21 protein-coding genes and 1 tRNA gene are annotated in these 20,819 nt (G+C 68.9%); 18 read left to right on the top strand and 4 right to left on the bottom strand.

Going from position 1 to position 20,819, the window contains the following annotated elements; translation table 11 throughout:
- Positions 1-442: 442 nt before the first annotated feature.
- Positions 443-2,431, bottom strand: coding sequence for a tetratricopeptide repeat protein (locus ABJF88_17060; GenBank protein MEP0548647.1), 1,989 nt, complete (start codon positions 2,429-2,431; stop codon positions 443-445).
- 197 nt (positions 2,432-2,628) lie between these two features.
- Here ABJF88_17060 and ABJF88_17055 point away from each other — a divergent pair, with 197 nt between their 5' ends.
- Entirely contained in the window at positions 2,629-2,760 is a 132-nt protein-coding gene (locus ABJF88_17055) for a hypothetical protein (GenBank protein ID MEP0548646.1), read from the top strand.
- Positions 2,761-2,805: 45 nt separating this feature from the next.
- Here the strand turns inward: ABJF88_17055 and ABJF88_17050 are convergent.
- Positions 2,806-2,878 (bottom strand) — tRNA-Gln (locus ABJF88_17050).
- A gap of 68 nt (positions 2,879-2,946) precedes the next feature.
- Positions 2,947-3,777 (bottom strand): lysophospholipid acyltransferase family protein, encoded by an 831-nt coding sequence (locus tag ABJF88_17045; protein MEP0548645.1) that lies wholly within the window; start codon positions 3,775-3,777, stop codon positions 2,947-2,949.
- 92 nt (positions 3,778-3,869) lie between these two features.
- On the opposite strand from ABJF88_17045, the gene ABJF88_17040 reads away from it, so the two are divergent.
- The 16 genes from ABJF88_17040 to atpC all read left to right on the top strand — a co-directional run bounded on the left by ABJF88_17040 (position 3,870) and on the right by atpC (position 18,839).
- Positions 3,870-4,523, top strand: coding sequence for a hypothetical protein (locus tag ABJF88_17040; GenBank protein MEP0548644.1), 654 nt, complete (start codon positions 3,870-3,872; stop codon positions 4,521-4,523).
- A gap of 1 nt (position 4,524) precedes the next feature.
- Entirely contained in the window at positions 4,525-5,688 is a 1,164-nt protein-coding gene (gene ribD / locus ABJF88_17035) for a bifunctional diaminohydroxyphosphoribosylaminopyrimidine deaminase/5-amino-6-(5-phosphoribosylamino)uracil reductase RibD (protein MEP0548643.1), read from the top strand.
- Between the two features lie 39 nt (positions 5,689-5,727).
- Positions 5,728-6,354 carry a riboflavin synthase gene (locus ABJF88_17030; protein ID MEP0548642.1) on the top strand — a complete coding sequence of 209 codons (627 nt, stop codon included), beginning with the start codon at positions 5,728-5,730 and terminating at the stop codon, positions 6,352-6,354.
- Positions 6,355-6,565: 211 nt separating this feature from the next.
- The gene (gene miaB / locus ABJF88_17025; GenBank protein MEP0548641.1) at positions 6,566-8,038 is read left to right on the top strand and encodes a tRNA (N6-isopentenyl adenosine(37)-C2)-methylthiotransferase MiaB; all 1,473 of its coding nucleotides are present in this window, start codon (positions 6,566-6,568) and stop codon (positions 8,036-8,038) included.
- A gap of 131 nt (positions 8,039-8,169) precedes the next feature.
- Positions 8,170-8,892 (top strand): hypothetical protein, encoded by a 723-nt coding sequence (locus tag ABJF88_17020; protein MEP0548640.1) that lies wholly within the window; start codon positions 8,170-8,172, stop codon positions 8,890-8,892.
- A complete protein-coding gene (locus ABJF88_17015) occupies positions 8,889-9,227 on the top strand; it encodes a DUF4286 family protein (protein MEP0548639.1) in 339 nt (112 codons plus the stop codon). Before ABJF88_17020 ends, ABJF88_17015 begins: the two co-directional genes overlap by 4 nt.
- Before the next feature lie 117 nt (positions 9,228-9,344).
- The gene (locus ABJF88_17010; protein ID MEP0548638.1) at positions 9,345-10,685 is read left to right on the top strand and encodes a sigma 54-interacting transcriptional regulator; all 1,341 of its coding nucleotides are present in this window, start codon (positions 9,345-9,347) and stop codon (positions 10,683-10,685) included.
- A complete protein-coding gene (lptE, locus tag ABJF88_17005) occupies positions 10,682-11,242 on the top strand; it encodes an LPS assembly lipoprotein LptE (GenBank protein ID MEP0548637.1) in 561 nt (186 codons plus the stop codon). The genes ABJF88_17010 and lptE overlap by 4 nt, the downstream gene beginning before the upstream one ends.
- Positions 11,243-11,326: 84 nt before the next feature.
- Positions 11,327-12,913, top strand: coding sequence for a glycosyltransferase (locus ABJF88_17000; protein MEP0548636.1), 1,587 nt, complete (start codon positions 11,327-11,329; stop codon positions 12,911-12,913).
- Positions 12,910-13,635 carry a tetratricopeptide repeat protein gene (locus tag ABJF88_16995; GenBank protein MEP0548635.1) on the top strand — a complete coding sequence of 242 codons (726 nt, stop codon included), beginning with the start codon at positions 12,910-12,912 and terminating at the stop codon, positions 13,633-13,635. The genes ABJF88_17000 and ABJF88_16995 overlap by 4 nt, the downstream gene beginning before the upstream one ends.
- Before the next feature lie 13 nt (positions 13,636-13,648).
- The gene (locus ABJF88_16990; GenBank protein MEP0548634.1) at positions 13,649-14,827 is read left to right on the top strand and encodes an anhydro-N-acetylmuramic acid kinase; all 1,179 of its coding nucleotides are present in this window, start codon (positions 13,649-13,651) and stop codon (positions 14,825-14,827) included.
- A 131-nt stretch (positions 14,828-14,958) separates the two neighbouring features.
- Positions 14,959-15,243, top strand: a complete 285-nt coding sequence (locus tag ABJF88_16985; protein MEP0548633.1) for a type II toxin-antitoxin system RelE/ParE family toxin — start codon at positions 14,959-14,961, stop codon at positions 15,241-15,243.
- 8 nt (positions 15,244-15,251) lie between these two features.
- On the top strand, positions 15,252-15,551 hold the full coding sequence (locus tag ABJF88_16980; protein MEP0548632.1) for a HigA family addiction module antitoxin: 300 nt from the start codon (positions 15,252-15,254) through the stop codon (positions 15,549-15,551).
- A 16-nt stretch (positions 15,552-15,567) separates the two neighbouring features.
- Positions 15,568-16,599 (top strand): thiamine-phosphate kinase, encoded by a 1,032-nt coding sequence (thiL, locus tag ABJF88_16975; GenBank protein MEP0548631.1) that lies wholly within the window; start codon positions 15,568-15,570, stop codon positions 16,597-16,599.
- 196 nt (positions 16,600-16,795) lie between these two features.
- Positions 16,796-18,328, top strand: a complete 1,533-nt coding sequence (gene atpD / locus ABJF88_16970) for a F0F1 ATP synthase subunit beta (protein MEP0548630.1) — start codon at positions 16,796-16,798, stop codon at positions 18,326-18,328.
- 88 nt (positions 18,329-18,416) lie between these two features.
- Positions 18,417-18,839, top strand: coding sequence for an ATP synthase F1 subunit epsilon (atpC, locus tag ABJF88_16965; GenBank protein MEP0548629.1), 423 nt, complete (start codon positions 18,417-18,419; stop codon positions 18,837-18,839).
- An 89-nt stretch (positions 18,840-18,928) separates the two neighbouring features.
- Here the strand turns inward: atpC and ABJF88_16960 are convergent, their stop codons facing one another.
- Positions 18,929-19,144 (bottom strand): hypothetical protein, encoded by a 216-nt coding sequence (locus tag ABJF88_16960; GenBank protein ID MEP0548628.1) that lies wholly within the window; start codon positions 19,142-19,144, stop codon positions 18,929-18,931.
- A gap of 82 nt (positions 19,145-19,226) precedes the next feature.
- On the opposite strand from ABJF88_16960, the gene ABJF88_16955 reads away from it, so the two are divergent.
- Complete coding sequence (locus tag ABJF88_16955; GenBank protein ID MEP0548627.1) at positions 19,227-20,801, top strand: hypothetical protein; 1,575 nt, start codon at positions 19,227-19,229, stop codon at positions 20,799-20,801.
- Positions 20,802-20,819 lie beyond the last annotated feature (18 nt).

The raw sequence follows: 20,819 nt of genomic DNA, 5'->3' as shown, positions 1-20,819 counted from the left end.
GGCCGTCGGAGCCCGTACGCGGGAGGCCCTGCGCGCGGCGGTGGCCGAGGCGCTGGAAGCGGTGAGCGTGGAGGAGGTGGGGGCGTGGATCAGGCACTGTGGCTACTCGCTTACATCAACATGATCTGCGCTCTAGCGCCGTCCAATATTCATCACTCATACGAGCTGGCTCTGTGGTTCGTAATGCCCCATAATCCCTTGTCGGGTGGATTTAATCCGCATTTTAACCCTGCCATGGATGGCATAACACATTTAGATTGGCACTTGGACGCGTGCTCGCCGACGCTTCCCGCATGATGAACATGGTGCCAACGCCGCGCAGATAAGCCTCTGACTTGTCATTGCGAGCGACCGAAGGGAGCGCGGCAATCTCCTGCGGTCTGCTGGTGCGAGGAGATTGCTTCGTCACTGCGCTCCTCGCAATGACAGCGGAGAGGAAAGTCTACGGGGCGGAAGGAGCAGGGGGCAGGCTGGCGAGGAGGGCGCGGCCCCGCGCGTGGTTCGGCTGCACGGCGAGAAGAGCTTCGGCCGTGGCGCGGGCATCGGCGAACCGCTGCGAGAGGGCGTAGGCCCCGCTGAGGTTGTAGAGGAGTTGCGGGTCGCGGGGTGCCCGCGCACGGGCGCGTTCGAGCAGGTCGATGGCGGCGGTCGTGTTGCGGCGTTGGAGTTCGATGGCGCCGAGCATTGAGAGGGCCGTCGCGGAATTCGGGTCGCGTTCGAGCGCTTCGTTGAAATAGCCCTGCGCCTCGCCGAGCCGGTCGGCGCGCATCAGCAGGCCGCCGAGGCCGATGTAGGGCTGCGCGATCATCGGGTAGGACGCGATCATCGCCTTCCGCGCCTGCACCGCGTGGCGCGCGTCGCCCTCTTGCTCGTAGAACGTCGCCAGCTTCTCCGTCGCCTCCAGCCACGTCTCTTTGCTCTGGTAGAGCGACTCGACGACGCGGTCGAAGCCGGTCCGCAGGGTGAGGGTGTCCTGCCGTGGCGCCGTCGTCCCGCGCGGCACGAACGGCCAGTCCGACTTCAGCCGGCGCACGCGGAGGATCCCGACGAGCGAATCGGCAGGCGTGAGGAGGAGGTCGCGCCGGGCGTCGGCTCGGGCGATGGGCCGGCGCCATTCGCCGATCGCGCCGGCCTCGCGGAGCGAGTCGTAGAACGCATCGGCGAGGAGGAAGTAGCCGTCGACGGTCGGGTGGAGGTGTTCGAGCATGTGCTTCTCGCCGACGATCCCGCCGGGCGCCGCCCGCCGGATGTTGGCCTGCGCTTCGACGACCGTCGCGCCGTGGGCGGCAGCGACCTCGCGAATCACGTCGTTGAAGGCTTCGGGCGCGCGGAAGCGGAGCGCGTCGCGGTCGCGCGCGGCGATGTACGCGGTGCGGGCGGCGGCGGTGTCGCCCGCGACCTCCTCGGCGCGGGCGAGCGCGTAAAACGCATCGGCGGCGAGCGAGTCGATCTGCGTCGCCTCGGCGAAGGCGGTGCGGGCCGCCGATGCATCGCCCCGCCTCAGCGCGTCGAGGCCCCGCTCGTACGTCGTCTGCCACGCGGCCCGGTCGGTGCCCTCGGCGAAGACCGTCTCGAAGGGCCGCTGGTCGCGCTCGTTCGACGCGAGCGTGGCGACGAACACGGGAATCCCCGCGCGCTCGTACTTCGCGAGCAGGTCGGAGAGATTCGCCTCGAACTGCTTCCTCCCGAGGTCGAAGGCCGTCGACCCGTAGGGAATCACCTGCTCGCCGACCATCCGCGACATCAGCGTGCCCTGGTCCCCGTCGCCGCCCGCGTCGTCGGCGAAGAGGCCGGCGGCGCTCGCGAGCCCGCTGCGGAGGAGCTGGACTGTCCGAAAACGCCGCAGCCGGAGGTAGGTGTTGACGAGCCCGCGGAACGGCCCGAGCGACTCCGTCGAGCCGACGCCGAGCGCGCCGTAGTACTCGTTGTGGCCGGCGTAAATGAGCACGGCGTCGGGCCGCTGCGCGATGATCTCGTCGGCGAGGTCGAGCAGGGTGTACGAGTTGACCGCCGCCATCGCCGTGTTGATGACTTCAATCTTCCGGTCGGAGAAGGTCTGCTGGAGGCGGTGTTCGAGCATGCGCGAGAACGCGCCGCCGTGGTAGAACGGGAAGCCCGCCGCCGTCGAGCCGCCCTGCACGAAGATCCGGTATTCGTCGGCGCCCTTCTCGGCGTCGAACACGTCGTGGAGCGCCGTCGGGACATTCGTCTGCTGTGCGAAGTAGCGCCGGGCTACCTCGCGGTTCTGCACGAGGTACTGCGGGTAGCCCTCGATGGGCTCGAAGAGGGGATAGTCGTCGCCGTAGCCGAACAGCCGGAGCCCGCCTTCGAGTAGGACGAAGAAGAGGACGGGGATCAGCAGCATCGCCCCGGTGAACAGCCACCGGCGACGGCTGGCGGGACGGGGAGCGGGAGAGTCGGACGTACGCATGGTCAGGCGGCGGGCGGGGACAACGAGCGGCCCAATCTACGTCCTGCGTCCTGCGACGGCGACCGACACGCCGTGCGCTCGGCGGAGCGGAAGCGCTTCTATGTGAACTCTATGTAACGGAAGCGCTTGCAGCGCTGAAGCGGCGAATCATTCCGACGGACGCGGGCTATCAGCGCTTTCCTTTCGGAGATCCCATCATGCGTACGTCCATTCTTTCCAGTATTCCTCGCTGGTTCCGCCTCGCCCCTCTGCCGACCGTCGTCGGCCTCCTCCTCACCCCGCCGCCCTTCGATCCGCAGGAACGGGCCGAGGACGTCACCGAGGCATAAGAAAAAGCCCCGGCACCGAAGTGCCGAGGCTTGGGTCGTGCGGGGTTGCCCGGGAAGGACTCGAACCTTCAACCCTCAGATCCAGAAACTGATGCTCTGCCAATTGAGCTACCGGGCAAGGGGCTTCACCACGCACCGCGCGGCGAGCATCGAAACTACGAACAGCTTCGCCTCCGCCCAAACGGCCTAGCTCAATTTTGCCGTTTCTTCCACGCCGTCCGACGGCGCGCCCGCAGCCTTTCCCGCCGCGTCGTCGACGGGCGCAGCGAGGGCATCGACCGTGTCGGGGTTCTCCCCGCGCCACGCGGCGATCTGGGCGATGATGGCCTGCCGGACGCGCTCGCGCAGCACGTCGGCGTCGTCCGGGCCGAGGCCGTCGGTGGGGATCGGCGGGAGGACGCGGAGCCGGGCCGTGATGGCGTTGCCGAACTTCCAGCCGTGCTTCGGGAGCGCGTCGCGCGTGCCGTCGATGACGAGCGGGAGGACGGGCACGCCGGCGTCGATCGCGAGGCGGAACGCGCCCGTCGCGAAGCCGCGGACGCGGCCGTCGCGCGAACGCGTCCCCTCGGGGAAGAACATCACCGAGCAGTGGCGGTCGAGGTAGTGCTTCGCGGCGGTGAGGACGCGGGCGCGGCTCTGCGGGTCGCGGCGGTCCACGGCGATGTCGCCCGCCAGCCGCATCAGCCAGCCGGCCACGGGCACCTTGAACATCTCGGCCTTCGCCACCCACTTCATCTCCCACGGCAGCCGGCTGATCACCGGGATGTCGGCGTTCGACTGGTGGTTCGAGACGACGACGTACGGGAGGCGCGGGTCGGCCGGGGCGTCGCCCTCGATCTGGATGTGCCAGAGCGGGTTGACGCGCGTCATGAGGTTGCCGAGGAAGCGGAAGACGCGGCCCGTCGTGTAGTGCGCGGGGTCGCGGTCGAAGAGGCGGACGACGGCGAGGAGCGGGAGCCAGAGGAGGATGATCGTGGCCTCGGCGGCCCAGATCAGCGCGGATTGGATGGCTTTCATCGGATCGAAGGGCGGACGGCGACCGAAAAGATACGGCTGGAACTGCGCCGAGGGGCCGGGCTACATTGCCCCTCCGCCTTCCGCCCGCGCCGTTGGACATCGTCAAGTATTTCTACGAAGAGCCGGTCCACCTCGAAGCCCTCTCGGCCGAGGCCGACCCCGACGCCCGCCGCCGCGCCGCGCCCGAGCACGACCTCGCCGCGCTCCTCCGTCCCACGTCGTACTACCGCGCCTACCTCGCCGGCACCGACCTCGCCGCCGACCGCACCGGCCTCACCGCGATTGCCAACCCCGACGCCTTCGTTGCCCCGCTCCTGGACGTGTTCGCTGGCAAGGTGTGGACGCAGGCCGACCGATCCGGCGCGGTGACGGTCATCGAGGACGCCGCGCCGGTGTGGCGCGACCCGGCGGAGACAGCCGTGCTCGTCGCCGCAGCGGGGCCGGTCGATGCCGCCGCGCTCGCGGCCGTCGCCTCCGTCGAGCGGCGCTACGGCATTCCGTCGCTGAAGCGCCTGCTGGCCGAGGCCGACGCCGTGTGTTTCCCCGAGCCCGCGCACGACGGGTGGGACTGGAGTCTCTTCGCCGCCGCTCCCCTCCGCAAGCGACTCATCGACGCGTTCCGCCGCCACCCCGTCGCCGACGTACGATGCTTTGCATTGCCGTACCGCGAGGCCCGATCCGAGCACAAGTTCTACTTCGAGCGCTGGCAGCTCGACACGCTCCCCGCCCACATCGAAGAGCTTTAGCGTGCCGACCGAACCGAATACCTCCGAGCAGGAGCGATGGATGCAGCGCGCGCTCGATCTCGCCGAGCGCGGCGCGGGGGCCGTCAGCCCGAACCCGCTCGTCGGGGCCGTCGTCGTCGGGCCGGGCGGGACGATGCTGGGCGAGGGGTGGCACGGCGAATATGGCGGGCCGCACGCCGAGGTGTGGGCCGTGCGCGACGTGGAGCGACGGCACGGGGCGGAGGCGTTGCGCGAGAGCACGCTGTACGTCACGCTCGAACCGTGCAGCCACCACGGGAAGACGCCGCCGTGCGCCGATCTGATCGTCGAGAAAAGCATCCCGCGCGTCGTCGTCGGGATGACCGATCCGTTTCCAGCCGTCGCAGGACGCGGGATCGAACGGCTCCGCGCGCACGGCGTCGACGTGACGGTGGGCGTGTTGGAATCGGGGTGCAAGCGGCTCAACGAGGCGTTCGTGCACCATGTCGCGACGGGCCGGCCGCTCGTCACGCTGAAGATCGCGCAGACGCTCGACGGGTCGGTGGCGACGGCGTCGGGCGACAGCCGGTGGGTCACGGGCGAGGCGGCGCGCACGCTCGTCCACCGCTGGCGGGCCGAACTCGACGGCGTCCTCGTCGGCAGCGGCACGGCGGCGGCGGACGACCCCGCCCTCACCGTCCGCCACGTCGAAGGCCGCCAGCCGGTCCGCGTGGTGCTCGACCGGCCGGGCATGCTGCGGCCCAACTTGAAGCTGTTCACCGATGCCCATGCGGCGCAGACCGTCGCCGTCGTCGGCGAGGGTGCGACGCCGGACTACGCGGCGGCGCTGGAGGATCTCGGCGGGCTCGTCCTCACCGTCCCCGAGCGCGACGGGCATCTCGATTTCGGCGCATTGCTCGACCGGCTCGGCGCGGGCGTCGGCGCGCATCGGCCGATGCAGTCGCTCCTCGTCGAGGCCGGGCCGGGGCTGGCGACGGCCCTCCTGCGGGCCGACCCTTCGGCAAGCTCAGGGCAGGCTCTCGCGGACCGGCTCGCGCTCTTCATCGCGCCCAAGCTCGTCGGCGGGCAGCGGGCTGTGGATAACCTCGGCATCGGGCGGATGGCAGATGCCCGTACCTTCGAAACCCATCGCTGGGAAGCCGTAGGGCCGGATATGCTGTTCTTCGGCTACCGCCGCGCGTTCTGACGACGTTACCTCACGATTAGTATCCACACGCTGTCCACCATGTTCACAGGCATAATCGAAGAGGTCGGCCGCGTCGCGGCGGTGGAAGAACTCGACGGCGGGCGTCGGCTCACAATCGCGGCGTCGTTCGCGACGGAGCTGCGGGTCGATCAGAGCGTGGCCGTCAACGGCGCGTGCCAGACGGTCGTCGCCCACGACGCGGAGACGTTCAGCGTCGTCGCCGTAGAGGAGACGCTCGCGAAGACGAATTTCGGCGCGCTGAAGCCCGGCGACCGCGTGAACCTCGAACGGGCGATGCGCCCCGACGGTCGGCTCGACGGCCACTTCGTCCAGGGCCACGTCGACGCGACGGGCGAACTGGCGAGCGTGGAGACACTCGCCGATTCGTGGCTCGTGCGCGTGCGCTACCCCGAGCGGTTCGCGCCCTATCTGATCCCCGTTGGCTCGATCACGCTCGACGGCATCTCGCTCACCGTCGCTCGCCTCGACGACGAGGCGCTGACCGTCGCCATCATCCCGCACACGTGGGAGCACACGACGATCGGCGACTGGCAGCCGGGCCGCGCCGTGAACCTCGAGTTCGACCTGATCGGGAAGTACGTCGTCCGCGCGATGCAGCACGGCGTCGGCAACGCCGAGGCAACGCGGCGCTTCCTTTCGGGCTGAGACCGCCTTTGCCCCTGTCATCCTGAGCGGAGCGCAGCGGAGTCGAAGGATCTCCTCGGAGCAGGCGCTCTGGGAGTAGAGATCCTTCACTGCGTTCAGGATGACAAGGTGGAGTCCGTGCCGTCCTGCATCGGACGCGAAAAACGCATAAACGAGCGCGTTCGGCAGTGTGGGGATGTAGATTGCGCCTCTTGCCTGAACCCGATTCGCCATGCAGCCGATCCTCGACCTCGACATCATCGAGCCTGTGTCCTCCGCGCCTGACGTGGCCGAGGGGACGGACGCGCCGCGCACGCTCGCGCAGGAGACCGCCGCCCGCGACGGGCAGCGCCGCGTCTACATCGAGACGTACGGCTGCCAGATGAACGTCGCCGACTCCGAGCTCGTCGCGTCGATCCTCGGCGGCGAGGGCTACGGGCTGACGCAGCGCGAGGACGAGGCCGACGTCGTCCTCATCAACACGTGTGCGATCCGCGAGAAGGCGGAGGACCGCGTGCGCGGCCGGCTCGCCAAGTTCCGCGCCCGCAAGATCCAGACGCAGCCCGACCTCACGATCGGCGTGCTCGGCTGCATGGCCGAGCGGCTGCGGACAAAGCTGCTCGACGAGGAGAAGCTCGTCGACGTCGTCGTCGGGCCCGACGCCTACCGCGACCTCCCGCGCCTGCTCGCCGAGACGGCCGAGACCGGGCAGGCCGCCGTCAACGTCCACCTCTCGCGCGAGGAGACGTACGCCGACCTCGCGCCCGTCCGCTACGACACGAACGGGATCAGCGCCTTCGTCTCGATCATGCGCGGGTGCGACAACATGTGCGCGTTCTGCGTCGTCCCGTTCACGCGGGGCCGCGAGCGGAGCCGCCCCGTCACGAGCATCCTCAGCGAGTGCGCGCAGCTCGTCGACGCGGGCTATAAAGAGGTGACGGTCCTCGGCCAGAACGTCAACTCGTACCGCGTCGACACTGACGGCCACGCGGTCGACTTCGCCGAGCTGCTCTACCGGATCAGCCTGCTCTCGCCCGAGCTCCGCATCCGCTACTCGACGAGCCACCCGAAGGACTGCTCCGACGCGCTCCTCCACGTCCACCGCGAGCGACCGACGGTCTGCGACTTCATCCACCTCCCCGTCCAGCACGGCAGCACCGACGTGCTCGCCCGGATGCGCCGGACGTACACGCGCGAGCAGTACCTCGACCTCATCGAGCGGGCGCGCAGCATCGTCCCCGGCCTCGCGTTCTCGACGGACATCATTGCCGGGTTCTGCGGCGAGACCGAGGCCGAGCACGCCGAGACGCTCTCGCTGATGGAGGCCGTCCGTTACGATCACGCGTTCATGTTCGCTTATTCCGAGCGGCCCCACACCTTCGCCGCGCGGAAGTTCGAGGATGACGTGCCGGACGCCGTGAAGAAGCGCCGCCTCGCCGAGATCATCACGCTCCAGAACCAGACCTCGTTGGAGCTGAATCAGCGGCGCGTCGGGCAGTGCTACCCCGTCCTCGTCGAAGGCCCGAGCCGGAAGAGCGACGCCCAGCTCTGCGGTCGGACCGACACGAACCACATGGTCGTCTTCGACCGCGAGGACTACCGGGCGGGCGAGTACGTCGAGGTCGAGGTCACGGGCTGCACGTCGGCCACGCTCCTCGGCCATGCCCTCCGCCGCACGACGCTGGCGGAGTCGGTTGCAGCATGAGGGGCGTAGCACACCTCTCCGTCGTGCTGGCACTGCTGGTACCCCCTCTCGCGGCGCAACCGGTACAGTTGTCTGGTTGGGTCCTGCCCGAGGGAAGCGAGGTGTGTGGAGCGGGGACTTTCATCACAAAGATGAAAGCGATGCGAGAGGATTGGGAGGATCCGGTAGTGATGTCCCACGAGGGCGAGGGGACAGGATGCTTTGAGGCGTTGTCCGTGAGTGACGAACGGCTTTTGCAGGTGTCCGAGACTATGACCAAATTCAATGGATACCGAACCCATTGGGAAGGAGAAAAATTAGTCGGGAGCGGACCCAGTTCGTGGGCACTTTTGAACGCGCCTATCCTCTTTGAGAGAGAGCCGGAAGGTTGGGCAGTTCGCTTGCTCGGTCCCAACGCTACTGAAGAGATGGAATCGATGATTGAAGGTCGCCCCTTCGAACTCGAAGATGCTTATTTCCCTTCAGCTTCAGTTGAGGTAGGTCAAAAGTGGACTGTGCCGATCGCCGTGCTCGATCAGATTCACGAGTCGCGGTATCCTGCCACGCAGAAAGCCATGACCATGCAGATCGACAGTGTCGATACGTGGGGCGGCGAGCCTGCCGCATTCATTAGCTACACGCTCGATATCGTTAGACCCAATCCGAGCCTGCATCACCATGCGGAAGGGCGTATGGTGAGATCGCTCGTCTCGCGGATCAATTTGTACGAGACTGCCAAGCGAACAGAGGCGATCGACTTTGTAGCTGCCCTTACCGACGGACTCAAAGTGGACGGTAAGAGCATCACTACATTCTGGTATGAGGTCCGCCGGCGTACGACTCCTCCTAGCGACTCTGATTCCTCCAAGCCATGATTATCTACGAAGTCAACCTCACCGTCAAGCACAAGATCGCGGACGACTACGCCGCGTGGTTGCCCGGCCACATCCGCGAGATGCTCCAGCTCCCCGGCTTTGAGTCGGCCGAGTGGCTGAGCGACGAGGACTTCCACGAGGAGAGCGGCGCCGACCCGCGCTGGACCATCCTCTACCGGCTGGGCAGCCACGACGACTTCATCCGCTACGCCGAGAACGACGCCGAGCGGATGCGTGCCGAGGGGATCGACCGCTTCGGCCGCAACTTCGAGGCGACGCGGCGGATTCTCCGCGTGCGCGAGGCATTCGAGCGCGTACCACGGCGCGAGCCGTAGCGCTCGGGAATTGGGGAGGGCGACGGGAGCCGGGGCGGCGGTGTCGCGTACCTTGCTATCCCATCGCGCCCAGCCTCTCCCCGCGCGATCTCCCCGCGCCCCTCGTTTGAACGAAGCATGGACCGGCAAGCTGTTCAGGAACGTTTCGGCATCATCGGGTCCTCGGACCCGCTCAAGCGCGTGATCGACCGCGTGCGGCAGGTGGCGCAGACCGACATCACGGTCCTGCTCGAAGGCGAGAGCGGCGTCGGGAAGGAGCTGTTCGCGAATGCCATCCACGGGCTCAGCCGCCGCCGCCACAAGCCCCTCGTCGTCGTCAACTGCGGGGCCATTCCTGAGGGGCTGATCGAGGCCGAACTGTTCGGCGCGGAGAAGGGGGCGTACACGGGCAGCGTCGAGCGGCGGACGGGTTATTTCGAAGAGGCCGACGGCGGGACGGTCTTCCTCGACGAGATCGGCGAGCTGCCGGTGCAGGCACAGGTCCGCCTCCTGCGTGTGCTAGAGAACGGGACGTTCAGCCGCGTCGGCAGCAGCCAGCAGCAGCAGGTCGACGTCCGCGTGATCGCGGCGACGAACAAAGATCTCGGCCGCGAGGTGCGCGACGGCCGCTTCCGCGAGGATCTCTACTACCGGCTTTCGACCGTCGTCATCCGCGTGCCGCCGGTGCGGAACCGGCCCGAGGACATCCTCCCGCTTTTCGAGCACTTCCTCTACCGCGCGGCGCAGAAGTACGACGCCCCGCTGCGCAGGCTCGACGCGGCGGCGCGCGACCTCCTGAGCCGCTACAACTGGCCGGGGAATGTCCGCGAGATGCGGAACGTCGCCGAGCAGGCCGCCGTGCTCCTCCGCTCCGACACGGCGAGCGTCGACGACATCCGCCCGTTCCTCCGCGGCGTGAGCGCGGCGCAGGGGCTGACGCTCGCCGCGAAGGCATTGCCCGACGGGGTTGACAGCCAGGAGCGCGAACTGGTCTACCGTGCGCTCGTCGAACTGCGGGCCGAGATGCGTGAGGTGAAGGAGTTGCTGGGCCGGATCGCCGGCGGCGCCTCGCTCCACGCCTCGCCCTTCGCCTCGCTGCCCGGCTTCCCGGCCGTCGCGTTCGAGGAGGGCGCCTTCGACAGTCTGACCCGGCGCTCGGACGAGCCCGCCTTCGCCTTCGTCCCGGACGCCAACGAAGCGGGGTATGACGGGCCGTTCGAGGACGTGCCGTACGAGATCGAAGAGGACCCCGACGACGAGCCCGAGGACCCGCCCCTCGCCCTCCCCGCCGACGGGACGGCGCTCCGCCTCGGCGACGGCCCGCTCCCGACGATGGAAGAGGTCGAGCAGACGCTCATCGCCGAGGCCCTCCGCCGCTTCGACGGCAACCGCCGGCAGACGGCGAAGGCGCTCGGCATCTCGGAGCGCACGCTCTACCGCAAGATCAAAGACCTCGAAGAGCAGGGGGTGGAGGTATGAGGAAGGGCGGAAGGGCGGAAGGGAGAAGAGAAAAGGGGAGAGGGAATGGAGGGGGGCAGACCCGACCCTCTCTCCTTTCCCTCCTTTCCCTCCTTTCCCTCCCCGCCTGCGGCTTCTATAGCTTCAGCGGGGCCTCGATCCCCGAGCGGCTCGACACGGTCGCCGTGCCGCTCGCCGAGGACCGAAGCCTCGGCGGCGTGCCCGGCATGAACGAGGCGCTGACCGATTTCCTCATCCAGCGCTTCGCCCGGCAGACCCGGCTCGCCCTCGAACCGGACGAGAACGCCGCCGACGCCGTCGTCACCGCCGCCATCGACCGCTATCAGAACGAGCCCGTCGCCGTGACGGGGAACGAGGTCGCCGCGCTCAACCGCGTCACGATCACCGTCACCGTCCGCTACTTCGACCGGGTGGAGGACGAGGAACTCCTCGCGCGTAGTTTCACGGCGTCTGCGGAGTACGACGCGACGCAGATCGAGAACGAGCAGGAAACGGCCGTCGCCGTGCTCCGGCAGATCGCCGACGACATCTTCACCGCCGCCACGTCCGATTGGTGAGGCGAGCGACGAATGCTGCGTGACGAGCGACGAGTTATCATGCGGCACCCATTCGTCGCTCGACGTCCGTAACTCATCATTGGCATGACCACGCTCGCCGTCCTCTACGCCGCCTCGATGCTGGTGCTGCTCGTCTTCGGGCTGAACCAGCTCTGGCTGGCGTACCGGTACGCGCGGGCCGACCGGCTGCGGCCGGGGCCGGTGCCCGAGCCCGGCGACCTCCCCGGGGTCGGGCCGATGGGGTGGCCGGTGCTCACCGTCCAGCTCCCGCTCTACAACGAGCGCTACGTCGCCGCCCGGCTGATCGACGCGTGCGTGCGGCTGGAGTATCCGGCGGGCCGTCTCGAACTCCAGGTGCTCGACGACTCGACGGACGAGACGCGGGCCGTCGTCGCCGAGCGCGTGGCGCACTGGCGGCAGCGCGGCGTCGACATCGTCCACGTCTGCCGGGACGACCGGGCGGGCTACAAAGCGGGCGCGCTCGCGAACGGGCTCGGCTTCGCGCGCGGCGACCTCGTGGCCGTCTTCGACGCGGATTTCGTGCCGCCGGAGGATTTCCTGCTCCAGACCGTCCCGCACTTCGCCGACCCCGGCATCGGGCTCGTGCAGGCGCGGTGGAGCCACCTCAACGCGGGGTCCGTCCTCACCGTCGCGCAGTCGGCCCTGCTCGACGCGCACTTCGTGATCGAGCAGGGCGTCCGCAACGAGACCGAGTGCTTCATGAACTTCAACGGCACGGCCGGCGTGTGGCGGCGGGCGTGCATCGACGCCGCCGGCGGCTGGCAGGCCGACACGCTCACCGAAGACCTCGACCTCTCGTACCGGGCCCAGCTCGCGGGCTGGCGCTTCCGCTTCGTCGGCGACCTCGGCGTGCCGGCCGAGCTGCCCGCGAGCGTGGCGGCGTGGCGGCAGCAGCAGTTCCGCTGGACGAAGGGCACGGCCGAGACGGCGCGGAAGATGCTCGGCCGGCTGTGGCGGACGGCGCCGGGCCAGCGCCCGCTCCCGATGCGGGTCAAGCTCGAAGGCACGCTCCACCTCACCGGCTTCGTCGTCTTCCCGGCGATCCTCCTCGCGGCCGTCCTCCACGCCCCGCTCCTCACCGCGCACGCCCTCGGCGCCGGCATCTCCGACGCCTACCTCGGCGTGATGGGCTTCGGGCTCTTCGCCTTCGCCGGGATGACGCTGGCGCACCTCTTCGCGCAGCGCGCCCTCTACGCCGACTGGCCGCGCCGGATGCTGCTCTTCCCGTGGTTCCTCACCGCGTCGATGGGCCTCGCGCTCTCGAACACGAAGGGCGCCGCCGAAGCCCTGCTCCGCCGCCGCTCCCCGTTCGTCCGCACGCCGAAGCTGAGCACCGTGGCGCCGGACGCGGCGGTGCCGGGGGAGTCCGGGCTGCCATTAGCGAAGGACTACGGCTCGCCGGAGCGGTCCCTCCTGTCGTGGCTGGAGGCCGGGCTCGCGCTGTACTGCGCGGCGGGGCTCGTCGCGCTCGTCGTGAGCGGGGAGTGGGTGGCGGCGCCGTTCCAACTCATGTTCACTGTGGGCTTCGGGTTCGTCTGCGTGCACGACGCGGTGCAGAAACGCCGGGCGTTTGCGAACGGTCGTACCTTGCAGCCGAGCGACGATCCGCTCGCCTCCTCTGCTCGACAGGTACCGCCACCGCGCGCATGACCCGCCCGACTCCGCCGCCCGCCGCTGGGATCCAAGACGCTGCCCGCCACCTCGCCGAGGCCCGCACCGACGAGGCCGTCGCCGTGCTCGAACGCCTCATCGCGGACTTCCCCGCCTACGTCACCGCGCACGTCCTGCTCGCCAAAGCGTACGAGGCGAGCGGCCGGGCGAACGGCGCGCTGGAGGCGTGGCACCGGGCCTATTTCCTCATGCCCGGCAGCCCGCTCATTATCCGCGAGCGCACCCGGCTCCTGCGGAGCGTGCCGGTCGAAGACGAGCCCGCCACGCCGGTTGCGCCCGCCCCCGCCGCTGACTTCGACGAAGCGCCGATGGACGAAGCGCCGGCGGACAATGCGTCGTGGAGCGAAGAGGAAGGCGCGGACATGGTCGAGGCGGCAGACGCCATCGCCGAAGCCGAAAGCCACGCCGAGCCCGAGCCCGACGACGAGCCCGACGACCTCGACACGCTCATCCGGCAGATCGAGAACGCGCCCCGCATCCGCCCCGACGCGCACTTTAAAGACGACGCCGTCGAGGAGGAAGAGGACGATGACGACGAGATGGTGTCGGAAACCCTCGCGCGGATTTACGAGGCGCAGAAGCAGTACGACGCCGCGGCCCACGCCTACGAGCAACTCGCCGACCAGCGCCCCGAGCGCGCTACGGAACTGCTGAGCAAGGCGGCCGAGCTACGCCGCCTCGCTGCCGGCAGCGGGAACTGACGTGAGCCAGCCGATGGAGGCGTTGCGCCGATTGCTGGACGCCCCGGAGCGGGTCGTCGCCGGGCTGATGAGCGGGACCTCGCTCGACGGCATCGATGTGGCGATCGCGCGGCTGCGCGGCAGCGGGCGATCCCTCGCGTTGGAGCCCCTCGCGTTCCGGCACACGGACTACCCCGCCGAGGTCCGCGAGACACTCCACCGCAACGTCGAGGTCGCGACGTCGAACGTCCGCGATCTCTCCCAGCTCCACGCGCTCCTCGGCCGGCTCTTCGCCGACGCCATCGAGCACACGGCGGAGACGGCCGGGCTCGACATGTCCGCGATCGACCTCATCGGCTCCCACGGCCACACCGCCCACCACGTCCCCGACGCCGAGTGCTTCGCCGGGGCCGAGGGCGTGGCCTCGACGCTCCAACTCGGCGCGTCGGCCGTCGTCGCCGCCCGGCTCGGCGTCCCCGTCGTCGGCGACTTCCGCACGGCCGACGTCGCGCTCGGCGGGCAGGGCGCCCCGCTCGTCCCGTACTTCGACTGGGTGATGTTCGCCGACGCCGACGAGCAGCGGGCGCTCCTCAACCTCGGCGGGATCGCGAACGTGACCGTCCTCCCGCGTGGAGCGGGGCCGGAGGCCGTCTCCGCCTTCGACACCGGCCCAGCCAACATGGTCCTCGACGCGCTCGCCCGCCGCCTCTTCGGCGAGCCCTACGACCGCGACGGCACGCATGCTGCCGCCGGCACGCCCGACGAAGCCCTCCTCGCCGACCTCCTCGCCGACGACTACTTCCACCGCCCGCCGCCGAAGTCGACGGGCCGCGAGGCGTTCGGGACCGACTACGTCGAGGCGCTCGTCGCGCGCGGTGCCGCGAAGCCGGAGGACCTCCTCGCCACGGCGACGGCGCTCACCGCCCGCTCCGTCGCCGAGGCCGTCCAGCGCTTCGCCGGGGACGCCCCGCTCGACGCCCTCGTCGTCTCCGGCGGCGGCGTCCACAACCGGGAACTGATGCGCCAGCTCGCCGTCGCCTTCGCCCCCGTCCCCGTCCGCACCACGGCCGACTACGGCGTGGCCCCCGACGCCAAAGAGGCGCTCTGCTTCGCCGTCCTCGCGCACGAGTTTATGAACGGCGTCCCGACGAACCTTCCGAGCGTCACCGGCGCGTCCCGCCCGGCGCTCCTCGGCACCCTCGCCCTGCCCTGAGATACGGAACCGCGTTTAACGCGCGGCGTTAAGGGTGTCATTATTTCCCTATTCAGCCTTTTGCGAATAGAGAATCAGATCTCATAAATAGAGAAAAAGAGCAATGATTACGACCTTCAACAATCAAAATTATGGCAATCAAATCCTTCAAGGACAAAGAAGCCGACGCATTATTTAACCGTCGGCGCTCGAAGAAAATACCCGAAGACACTCAACGTAGAGCTCTCAAGAAGCTGAGGATGCTCGACGCTGCGATCTCGCTCGATGACCTTCGAGTGCCCCCCGGCAACCGGCTTGAAGCGCTGAAGGGAGACCGATCCGGCCAACACAGCATCCGCATCAACCGACAATGGCGCCTCTGCTTCGTCTGGCGCAGCGGGGACGCTTACGAGGTCGAAATCGAAGACTACCACTGAGGCACGCTATGGATAAGCTGACGCCCGTTCATCCGGGCGAAATCTTGCAAGAGGAGTTCCTGGACCCGATGGAGTTGAGTCAGAACCGGCTCGCGCTCTCCATCCGCGTCCCAGCGCGACGGATCAACGAGATCGTCCACGGCAAGCGTCGGGTGACGGCCGACACCGCGCTCCGGCTCGGCCGGTTCTTCGGGATGAGCGCGCAGTTCTGGATGAACCTGCAAGCGCGCTACGACCTCGATGTGGCCGAAGACGAACTCGGTGACCGGCTCGAACGCGAAGTGGAGGTGCTCGATGCCCGGGGATGATTCGAACGGACAGGGGGTGTTTACCCCCATTTCCCATGTCGGTGAGTTCGGGCTCATCGACCGGCTCCGCGACACGCTCGGCGACGCCGCCCCCGACGCCCTCCTCGAAGGCATCGGCGACGACGCGGCGGTCTACCGCATCGGCGACGGCCCTGACGGGAGGGCCCGCGTCCACGTCATCACGACCGATGCGCTCGTCGAGGGCGTCCACTTCGACCGGACGTTCGCGCCGCTCGGGACGCTCGGGTACAAAGCCATCGCCGTCAACGTCAGCGATGTGGTGGCGATGAACGCGACGCCGCGCTACGCGACCGTCGCGCTCGGGCTGCCGAACAACGTGTCCGTTGAGGGTGCCGAGGCGCTCTACGAAGGGATGGCTGAGGCGTGCCGGCAGTACGGCCTCGCCGTCGTCGGCGGCGATGTGACGGCGGCGGAGCGGCTGTTCCTCTCCGTGACGGTCGTCGGCGAGGCGGCCGAGGACGAGGTCGTGTACCGCCGTGGCGCGCAGCCCGGTGACCTCCTCTGCGTGACCGGCGACCTCGGCAGCGCGGCGGCCGGGCTGAAGGTGCTCCTCGCGGAGAAGGACACCTTCGCCGACTCCGACGCGCAGCCCGATCTCGGCGCGTGGAGCTACGCCGTCCAGCGCCAGCTCGCCCCCGTGGCCCGGCTGAAGCGGATCCAGCAGTGGGCCGAGGCCGGCGTCCGGCCCCACGCCCTTATCGACATCTCCGACGGCCTCGCCTCCGAAGTCCATCACCTCTGCCGCGCGAGCGGCGTCGGCGCCCGGCTCGAAGCCGCGCTCTTCCCCATCCACGTCCAGACCTTCAAGGCGGCCGACCGCTTCGGCGACGACCCCGCGACGTACGCGCTCTACGGAGGCGAGGACTACGAACTCCTCTTCGCGATCCCCGAGGCGCAGGCGAAGAAGCTGCCGGGCGAGTCGTTCGCCGTCGTCGGCGCGGTGACCGACGAGCGGGGCGAGGTCGTGCTCGGGCTGCCCGACGGCGAGGTGCGCCCGCTCACGGCGACGGGCTTCCAGCACTTTTAGGATCGGAAGAGCGGAGGATCGGAAGAAGGGAGGAGGTCCGGGACTCCACGCCGCGCCCTTCTTCCGCTCTTCCCCGCTTCCGCTCCTTTTCCCCGTTTCTTCGACCGCTCGGCGGCCGGCGGCGGCATCCGCGGCGGGGCAGCGCGGTATCTTGGCCGCTCCCGTTTGCCCCCGATCGTCCCCACTCCCGAGACGCATGGAACCCTCTCCCAAACCCGTAGCAAGCACGGCCCCCGCGACGAGCGCCGCCGGCGAAATCGTCCAGGTCATCGGCCCCGTCGTCGACGCCGACTTCTCCGGCAGCACGGTCCCCGAGATCCTCGACGCCCTCGAGATCGACCGCGGCGCTGAAGGCGTGCTCGTCCTCGAAGTGCAGCAGCACCTCGGCGAGGGCCGCGTCCGCGCGATCGCGATGGACTCGACCGACGGCCTCACGCGCGGCACGAAGGTGGTCAGCACCGGCCGCCCGATCGCGATGCCGGTCGGCCCGGAGATCCGCGGCCGCCTCTTCAACGTCGTCGGCAAGGCCATCGACGGGCTCCCGCAGCCGACGGCCGAGGAGTACCGCCCGATCCACGCCGAGCCGCCCAAGTTTGAGGACCTCGCCACGAGCGTCGAGATGCTCGAGACCGGGATCAAGGTCGTCGACCTCATCCAGCCCTACGCGCGCGGCGGCAAGATCGGCCTCTTCGGCGGGGCCGGGGTGGGCAAGACCGTGCTCATCATGGAGCTCATCAACAACATCGCGAAGGCGCACGAGGGCCTCTCCGTCTTCGCCGGCGTCGGTGAGCGGACGCGCGAGGGGAACGACCTCATGCGCGAGATGCTCGAGTCCGGCGTGATCCAGTACGGTAAGGAGTTCCTCCACTCGATGGAAGAAGGCGGGTGGGACCTCAGCAAAGTCAACCTCGACGAGGTGAAGGAGTCGAACATCTCGCTCGTGTTCGGGCAGATGAACGAGCCGCCCGGCGCCCGTGCCCGCGTCGCCCTCTCCGGCCTCACGATCGCCGAGTACTTCCGCGACCTCGGTGGCCGCGACGTGCTGTTCTTCGTCGACAACGTGTTCCGCTTTACGCAGGCGGGCTCCGAAGTGTCGGCCCTCCTCGGCCGCATGCCGTCCGCCGTGGGCTACCAGCCGACGCTCGCGACGGAGATGGGCGAGATGCAGGAGCGCATCACGTCCACGAAGAAGGGCTCGATCACGTCGGTCCAGGCCGTCTACGTCCCGGCCGACGACCTCACCGACCCCGCTCCGGCGACGACCTTCGCCCACCTCGACGCCACGACGGTGCTCTCGCGCCGGATCTCGTCGCTCGGGATCTACCCCGCGATTGACCCGCTCGACTCGAACAGCCGGATCCTCGACCCGCGCATCCTCGGCGACGAGCACTACAACACGGCGCAGGACGTGAAGGAGCTGCTCCAGCGCTACCGCGAGCTGCAGGACATCATCGCCATCCTCGGCATGGACGAGCTCTCGGACGAGGACAAGCTCGTCGTGAGCCGCGCCCGCAAGGCCGAGCGCTTCATGAGCCAGCCGTTCTTCGTAGCCGAGCAGTTCACCGGCACGCCCGGCAAGTACGTCAAGATCGACGACACGATTCGCGGCTTCCGCATGATTCTCGACGGTGGGCTCGACGACGTCCCCGAGCAGGCGTTCCTCTACAAGGGCGGCATCGAGGAAGTCATCGAGGCCGGCAAGAAGATGGCCGCCGTCACCGAAGCGTAAACCGAATTCCGAATGACGCGCGACGAGTGACGAGCGGGTGCCGCAAGCGCACCACTCGTCATTCGCCACTCGTAACTCCCCACTTGAAATGGCCGCAGGCACCCTGAACGTCGAGATCGTCGCGCCCGACCGGAGCGCCTTCCGGGGCGAGGCGACGAGCTTCCGCGCCCCCGGCGTCGAGGGCTCGTTCGAAGTCCTCTACAACCACGCCCCGATGATCGCGGCGACGGGCGTCGGCCCCGTCACGATCACGACGCCCAGCGGCGAGTCCGTCCAGTTCGCCACGTCCGGCGGGTTCGTCGAGGTCCTCGACAACCGCGTGATCATGGTGACGGAGACGGCCGAGCCTGTCGGCGAGATCGACCTCGAACGGGCGAAAGCCGCCGAGGAGCGCGCCCGCGAACGGCTCCGCGAGAGCCAGACCCCCGAGGAACGCGCCGCCGCCGAAGCCGACCTCGAACGCTCGCGCAACCGCGCCCGCCTCGCGCTCGGCCGCGTCGGCAGCCGCTAGCAGCACCACAGGACCCCATCACCCCAAGCGCCCGACAGCCCGTAAGCTGCCGGGCGTTTCTGTTGGGCCCCGCTTCGGATCTATTCCTTTTAGGTCGATTTCTGCAACAGCTTGAAGGCGTGGCCGCCGCCGCCGCTCCGCATCGCGTGCGTGATCCAGATGATCGCGAGGGCATCGAGGTAGCGCGATCGCTCGACGCCGCCTTCGGTCGGGACCTGCTGCACGCGGACCTCGCGCCCGAGCACGTCGGAGAGGATGCGGCGTAAGAGAGGGCGATAGGCGGCGCGCGCGGGCGCGAATGGCACACGCCGCGCACGGAGATCGGCGCGGCGCGTGTGGAGAGATCGGCCGTTATATTGGGGGCCTCCCACGAACCCCCTCGGCCTCATGCGACGGCGCGCGTCCCGACTTCTCGCTCTGCTGACCCTGTTGGTGCTCGCCGCTGCGACGGCGCTCGCGCAGCCCGGAGGCTACGCCTCGCCCGAAGAGGAGGCCATGCTCGGGCAGTGGGAAGAGGAGCGCGTGCTGGCCGTCCCGCTCGTCCGCGCGATGCTGCTCGCCGAGGGCGTGTCCGACCCGGCCGCGCTCGCCGCCCACGAAGCCTACGTGGGGCGCGTGCTCGCCGGGATCGATGAGCACGTTCGGGACCGGCACTCGGCGGCGAAGAAGGCGAAGACCATCTTCAAACGGCTGCATCGCGACGTGCTGAAGCGCTACGACGAGCAGGCGCAACTCACCGCCCTCCCCAACGGCGGCCGGTTCAACTGCGTCACCGGGACGGCGCTCTTCTACCTCGCCGCGCAGCGCCACGGCATCCCCGTCGCGATCCACGTCACGCCCGTCCACGTCTACGCCGTGGTCGACCCGGCGGGCGAGGCGCTCCGCATCGAGATCACCGATCCGAAGAGGGGCTTCGACTTCGACGACGAGCGGGAGGACGTGATCGAGCACATGCTGACGTACAAGCTGATCACGGCGGAAGAACTGGCGCTCGAAGGCGAGGACGCCATCTACCGCTCGTTCGTCGAGGACGAGTGGACCATCGAGCCGGAGGCGCTCGTGGGGATCGTCTATTACAACGAGGGCGCGTTCCACCTCGAAGCCGAGGAGTACGCCGAGGCGCTGCGGGCCTACGAGAAAGCGCGCATCGTCGAGCCCGAGCGCGAGGAGTACGGGGAGGCCCACGCCGCGACCCTAGCGCTGCTGAACTACGTGCACAACGACGAGCCGGAGGCCGTCCGCCCCTACCTCCACCACGCTCTCGCCCTCCGCCACGGCGATGCGTCGTTCGCCGAGGTGGCGCTCTTGCTCGTGCAGCACGTCGCGGCGAGGCTGATGGTGGAACGCGCGTTCGAGTCCGCCCTCGAAACGGTAGCGCTCGCGGCCGAGCACCTGCCGCCGGACGCGGAGACGCAGGAGGCGCTGACCTACCTCGAAGCAGCCGCGAACCACGATTGGGCGACGGCGCAATTTAGGCGCGGGGATTATGACACGGCGTTGCAGAAGAGCAGCCGGGCGTTCGCGCTCGCGCCGGACGATGACAGCATCCGCGAAGGGTACGTCTCTACGTCCTGCATGCACGCGATTCGCCGCGCCGAGTCGGGCGAGATGGAGGAGGCGCTGGACGAGGTCGAAGCCCTGCTCGACCTCGCCGCCGAGTTCCCCGTCGTAGCCGACACCTACGGGCGGCTCGTCGTCTACCGGGTCTCGTCGGGTCGTCCACCGTTGTACTACGAAGACACGGCGGCGGCCGAGGAACTCGTCGCGCGCGCGCTGGAGGTGGCCCCGGACATGGTAGGGCTGAGGCATGCCATGGGCGCGATCTACCACGAGAAGGCGATGGCCGAGGTCCGCGCCGACGACTACGACGCGGCCGAGGCGCTGATTAAAGAAGGGCTGCGCTACGACCCAGACAGCAAATTTCTGCTGGACGGTCTCGATCTCCTCCACGAGTACCGCTGAGCGCGCAGCGACGTGCCT

The sequence above is a fragment of the Rhodothermales bacterium genome (genome assembly GCA_039944855.1).
Lineage (GTDB): Bacteria > Bacteroidota > Rhodothermia > Rhodothermales > JANQRZ01 > JBBSMX01.
Note: the sequence above shows the minus strand (reverse complement) of the source record. Positions and strands in the feature narration are given on the sequence as shown.

Coding starts and splice junctions, on each gene's coding strand:
- ABJF88_17060 (MEP0548647.1), bottom strand. CDS start 2,431: ATGCGTACGTCCGACTCTCCCGCTCCCCGTCCCGCCAGCCGTCGCCGG.
- ABJF88_17055 (MEP0548646.1), top strand. CDS start 2,629: ATGCGTACGTCCATTCTTTCCAGTATTCCTCGCTGGTTCCGCCTCGCC.
- ABJF88_17045 (MEP0548645.1), bottom strand. CDS start 3,777: ATGAAAGCCATCCAATCCGCGCTGATCTGGGCCGCCGAGGCCACGATC.
- ABJF88_17030 (MEP0548642.1), top strand. CDS start 5,728: ATGTTCACAGGCATAATCGAAGAGGTCGGCCGCGTCGCGGCGGTGGAA.
- miaB (MEP0548641.1), top strand. CDS start 6,566: ATGCAGCCGATCCTCGACCTCGACATCATCGAGCCTGTGTCCTCCGCG.
- ABJF88_17020 (MEP0548640.1), top strand. CDS start 8,170: ATGAAAGCGATGCGAGAGGATTGGGAGGATCCGGTAGTGATGTCCCAC.
- ABJF88_17015 (MEP0548639.1), top strand. CDS start 8,889: ATGATTATCTACGAAGTCAACCTCACCGTCAAGCACAAGATCGCGGAC.
- ABJF88_17010 (MEP0548638.1), top strand. CDS start 9,345: ATGGACCGGCAAGCTGTTCAGGAACGTTTCGGCATCATCGGGTCCTCG.
- lptE (MEP0548637.1), top strand. CDS start 10,682: ATGAGGAAGGGCGGAAGGGCGGAAGGGAGAAGAGAAAAGGGGAGAGGG.
- ABJF88_17000 (MEP0548636.1), top strand. CDS start 11,327: ATGACCACGCTCGCCGTCCTCTACGCCGCCTCGATGCTGGTGCTGCTC.
- ABJF88_16995 (MEP0548635.1), top strand. CDS start 12,910: ATGACCCGCCCGACTCCGCCGCCCGCCGCTGGGATCCAAGACGCTGCC.
- ABJF88_16990 (MEP0548634.1), top strand. CDS start 13,649: ATGGAGGCGTTGCGCCGATTGCTGGACGCCCCGGAGCGGGTCGTCGCC.
- ABJF88_16985 (MEP0548633.1), top strand. CDS start 14,959: ATGGCAATCAAATCCTTCAAGGACAAAGAAGCCGACGCATTATTTAAC.
- ABJF88_16980 (MEP0548632.1), top strand. CDS start 15,252: ATGGATAAGCTGACGCCCGTTCATCCGGGCGAAATCTTGCAAGAGGAG.
- atpD (MEP0548630.1), top strand. CDS start 16,796: ATGGAACCCTCTCCCAAACCCGTAGCAAGCACGGCCCCCGCGACGAGC.
- atpC (MEP0548629.1), top strand. CDS start 18,417: ATGGCCGCAGGCACCCTGAACGTCGAGATCGTCGCGCCCGACCGGAGC.
- ABJF88_16955 (MEP0548627.1), top strand. CDS start 19,227: ATGCGACGGCGCGCGTCCCGACTTCTCGCTCTGCTGACCCTGTTGGTG.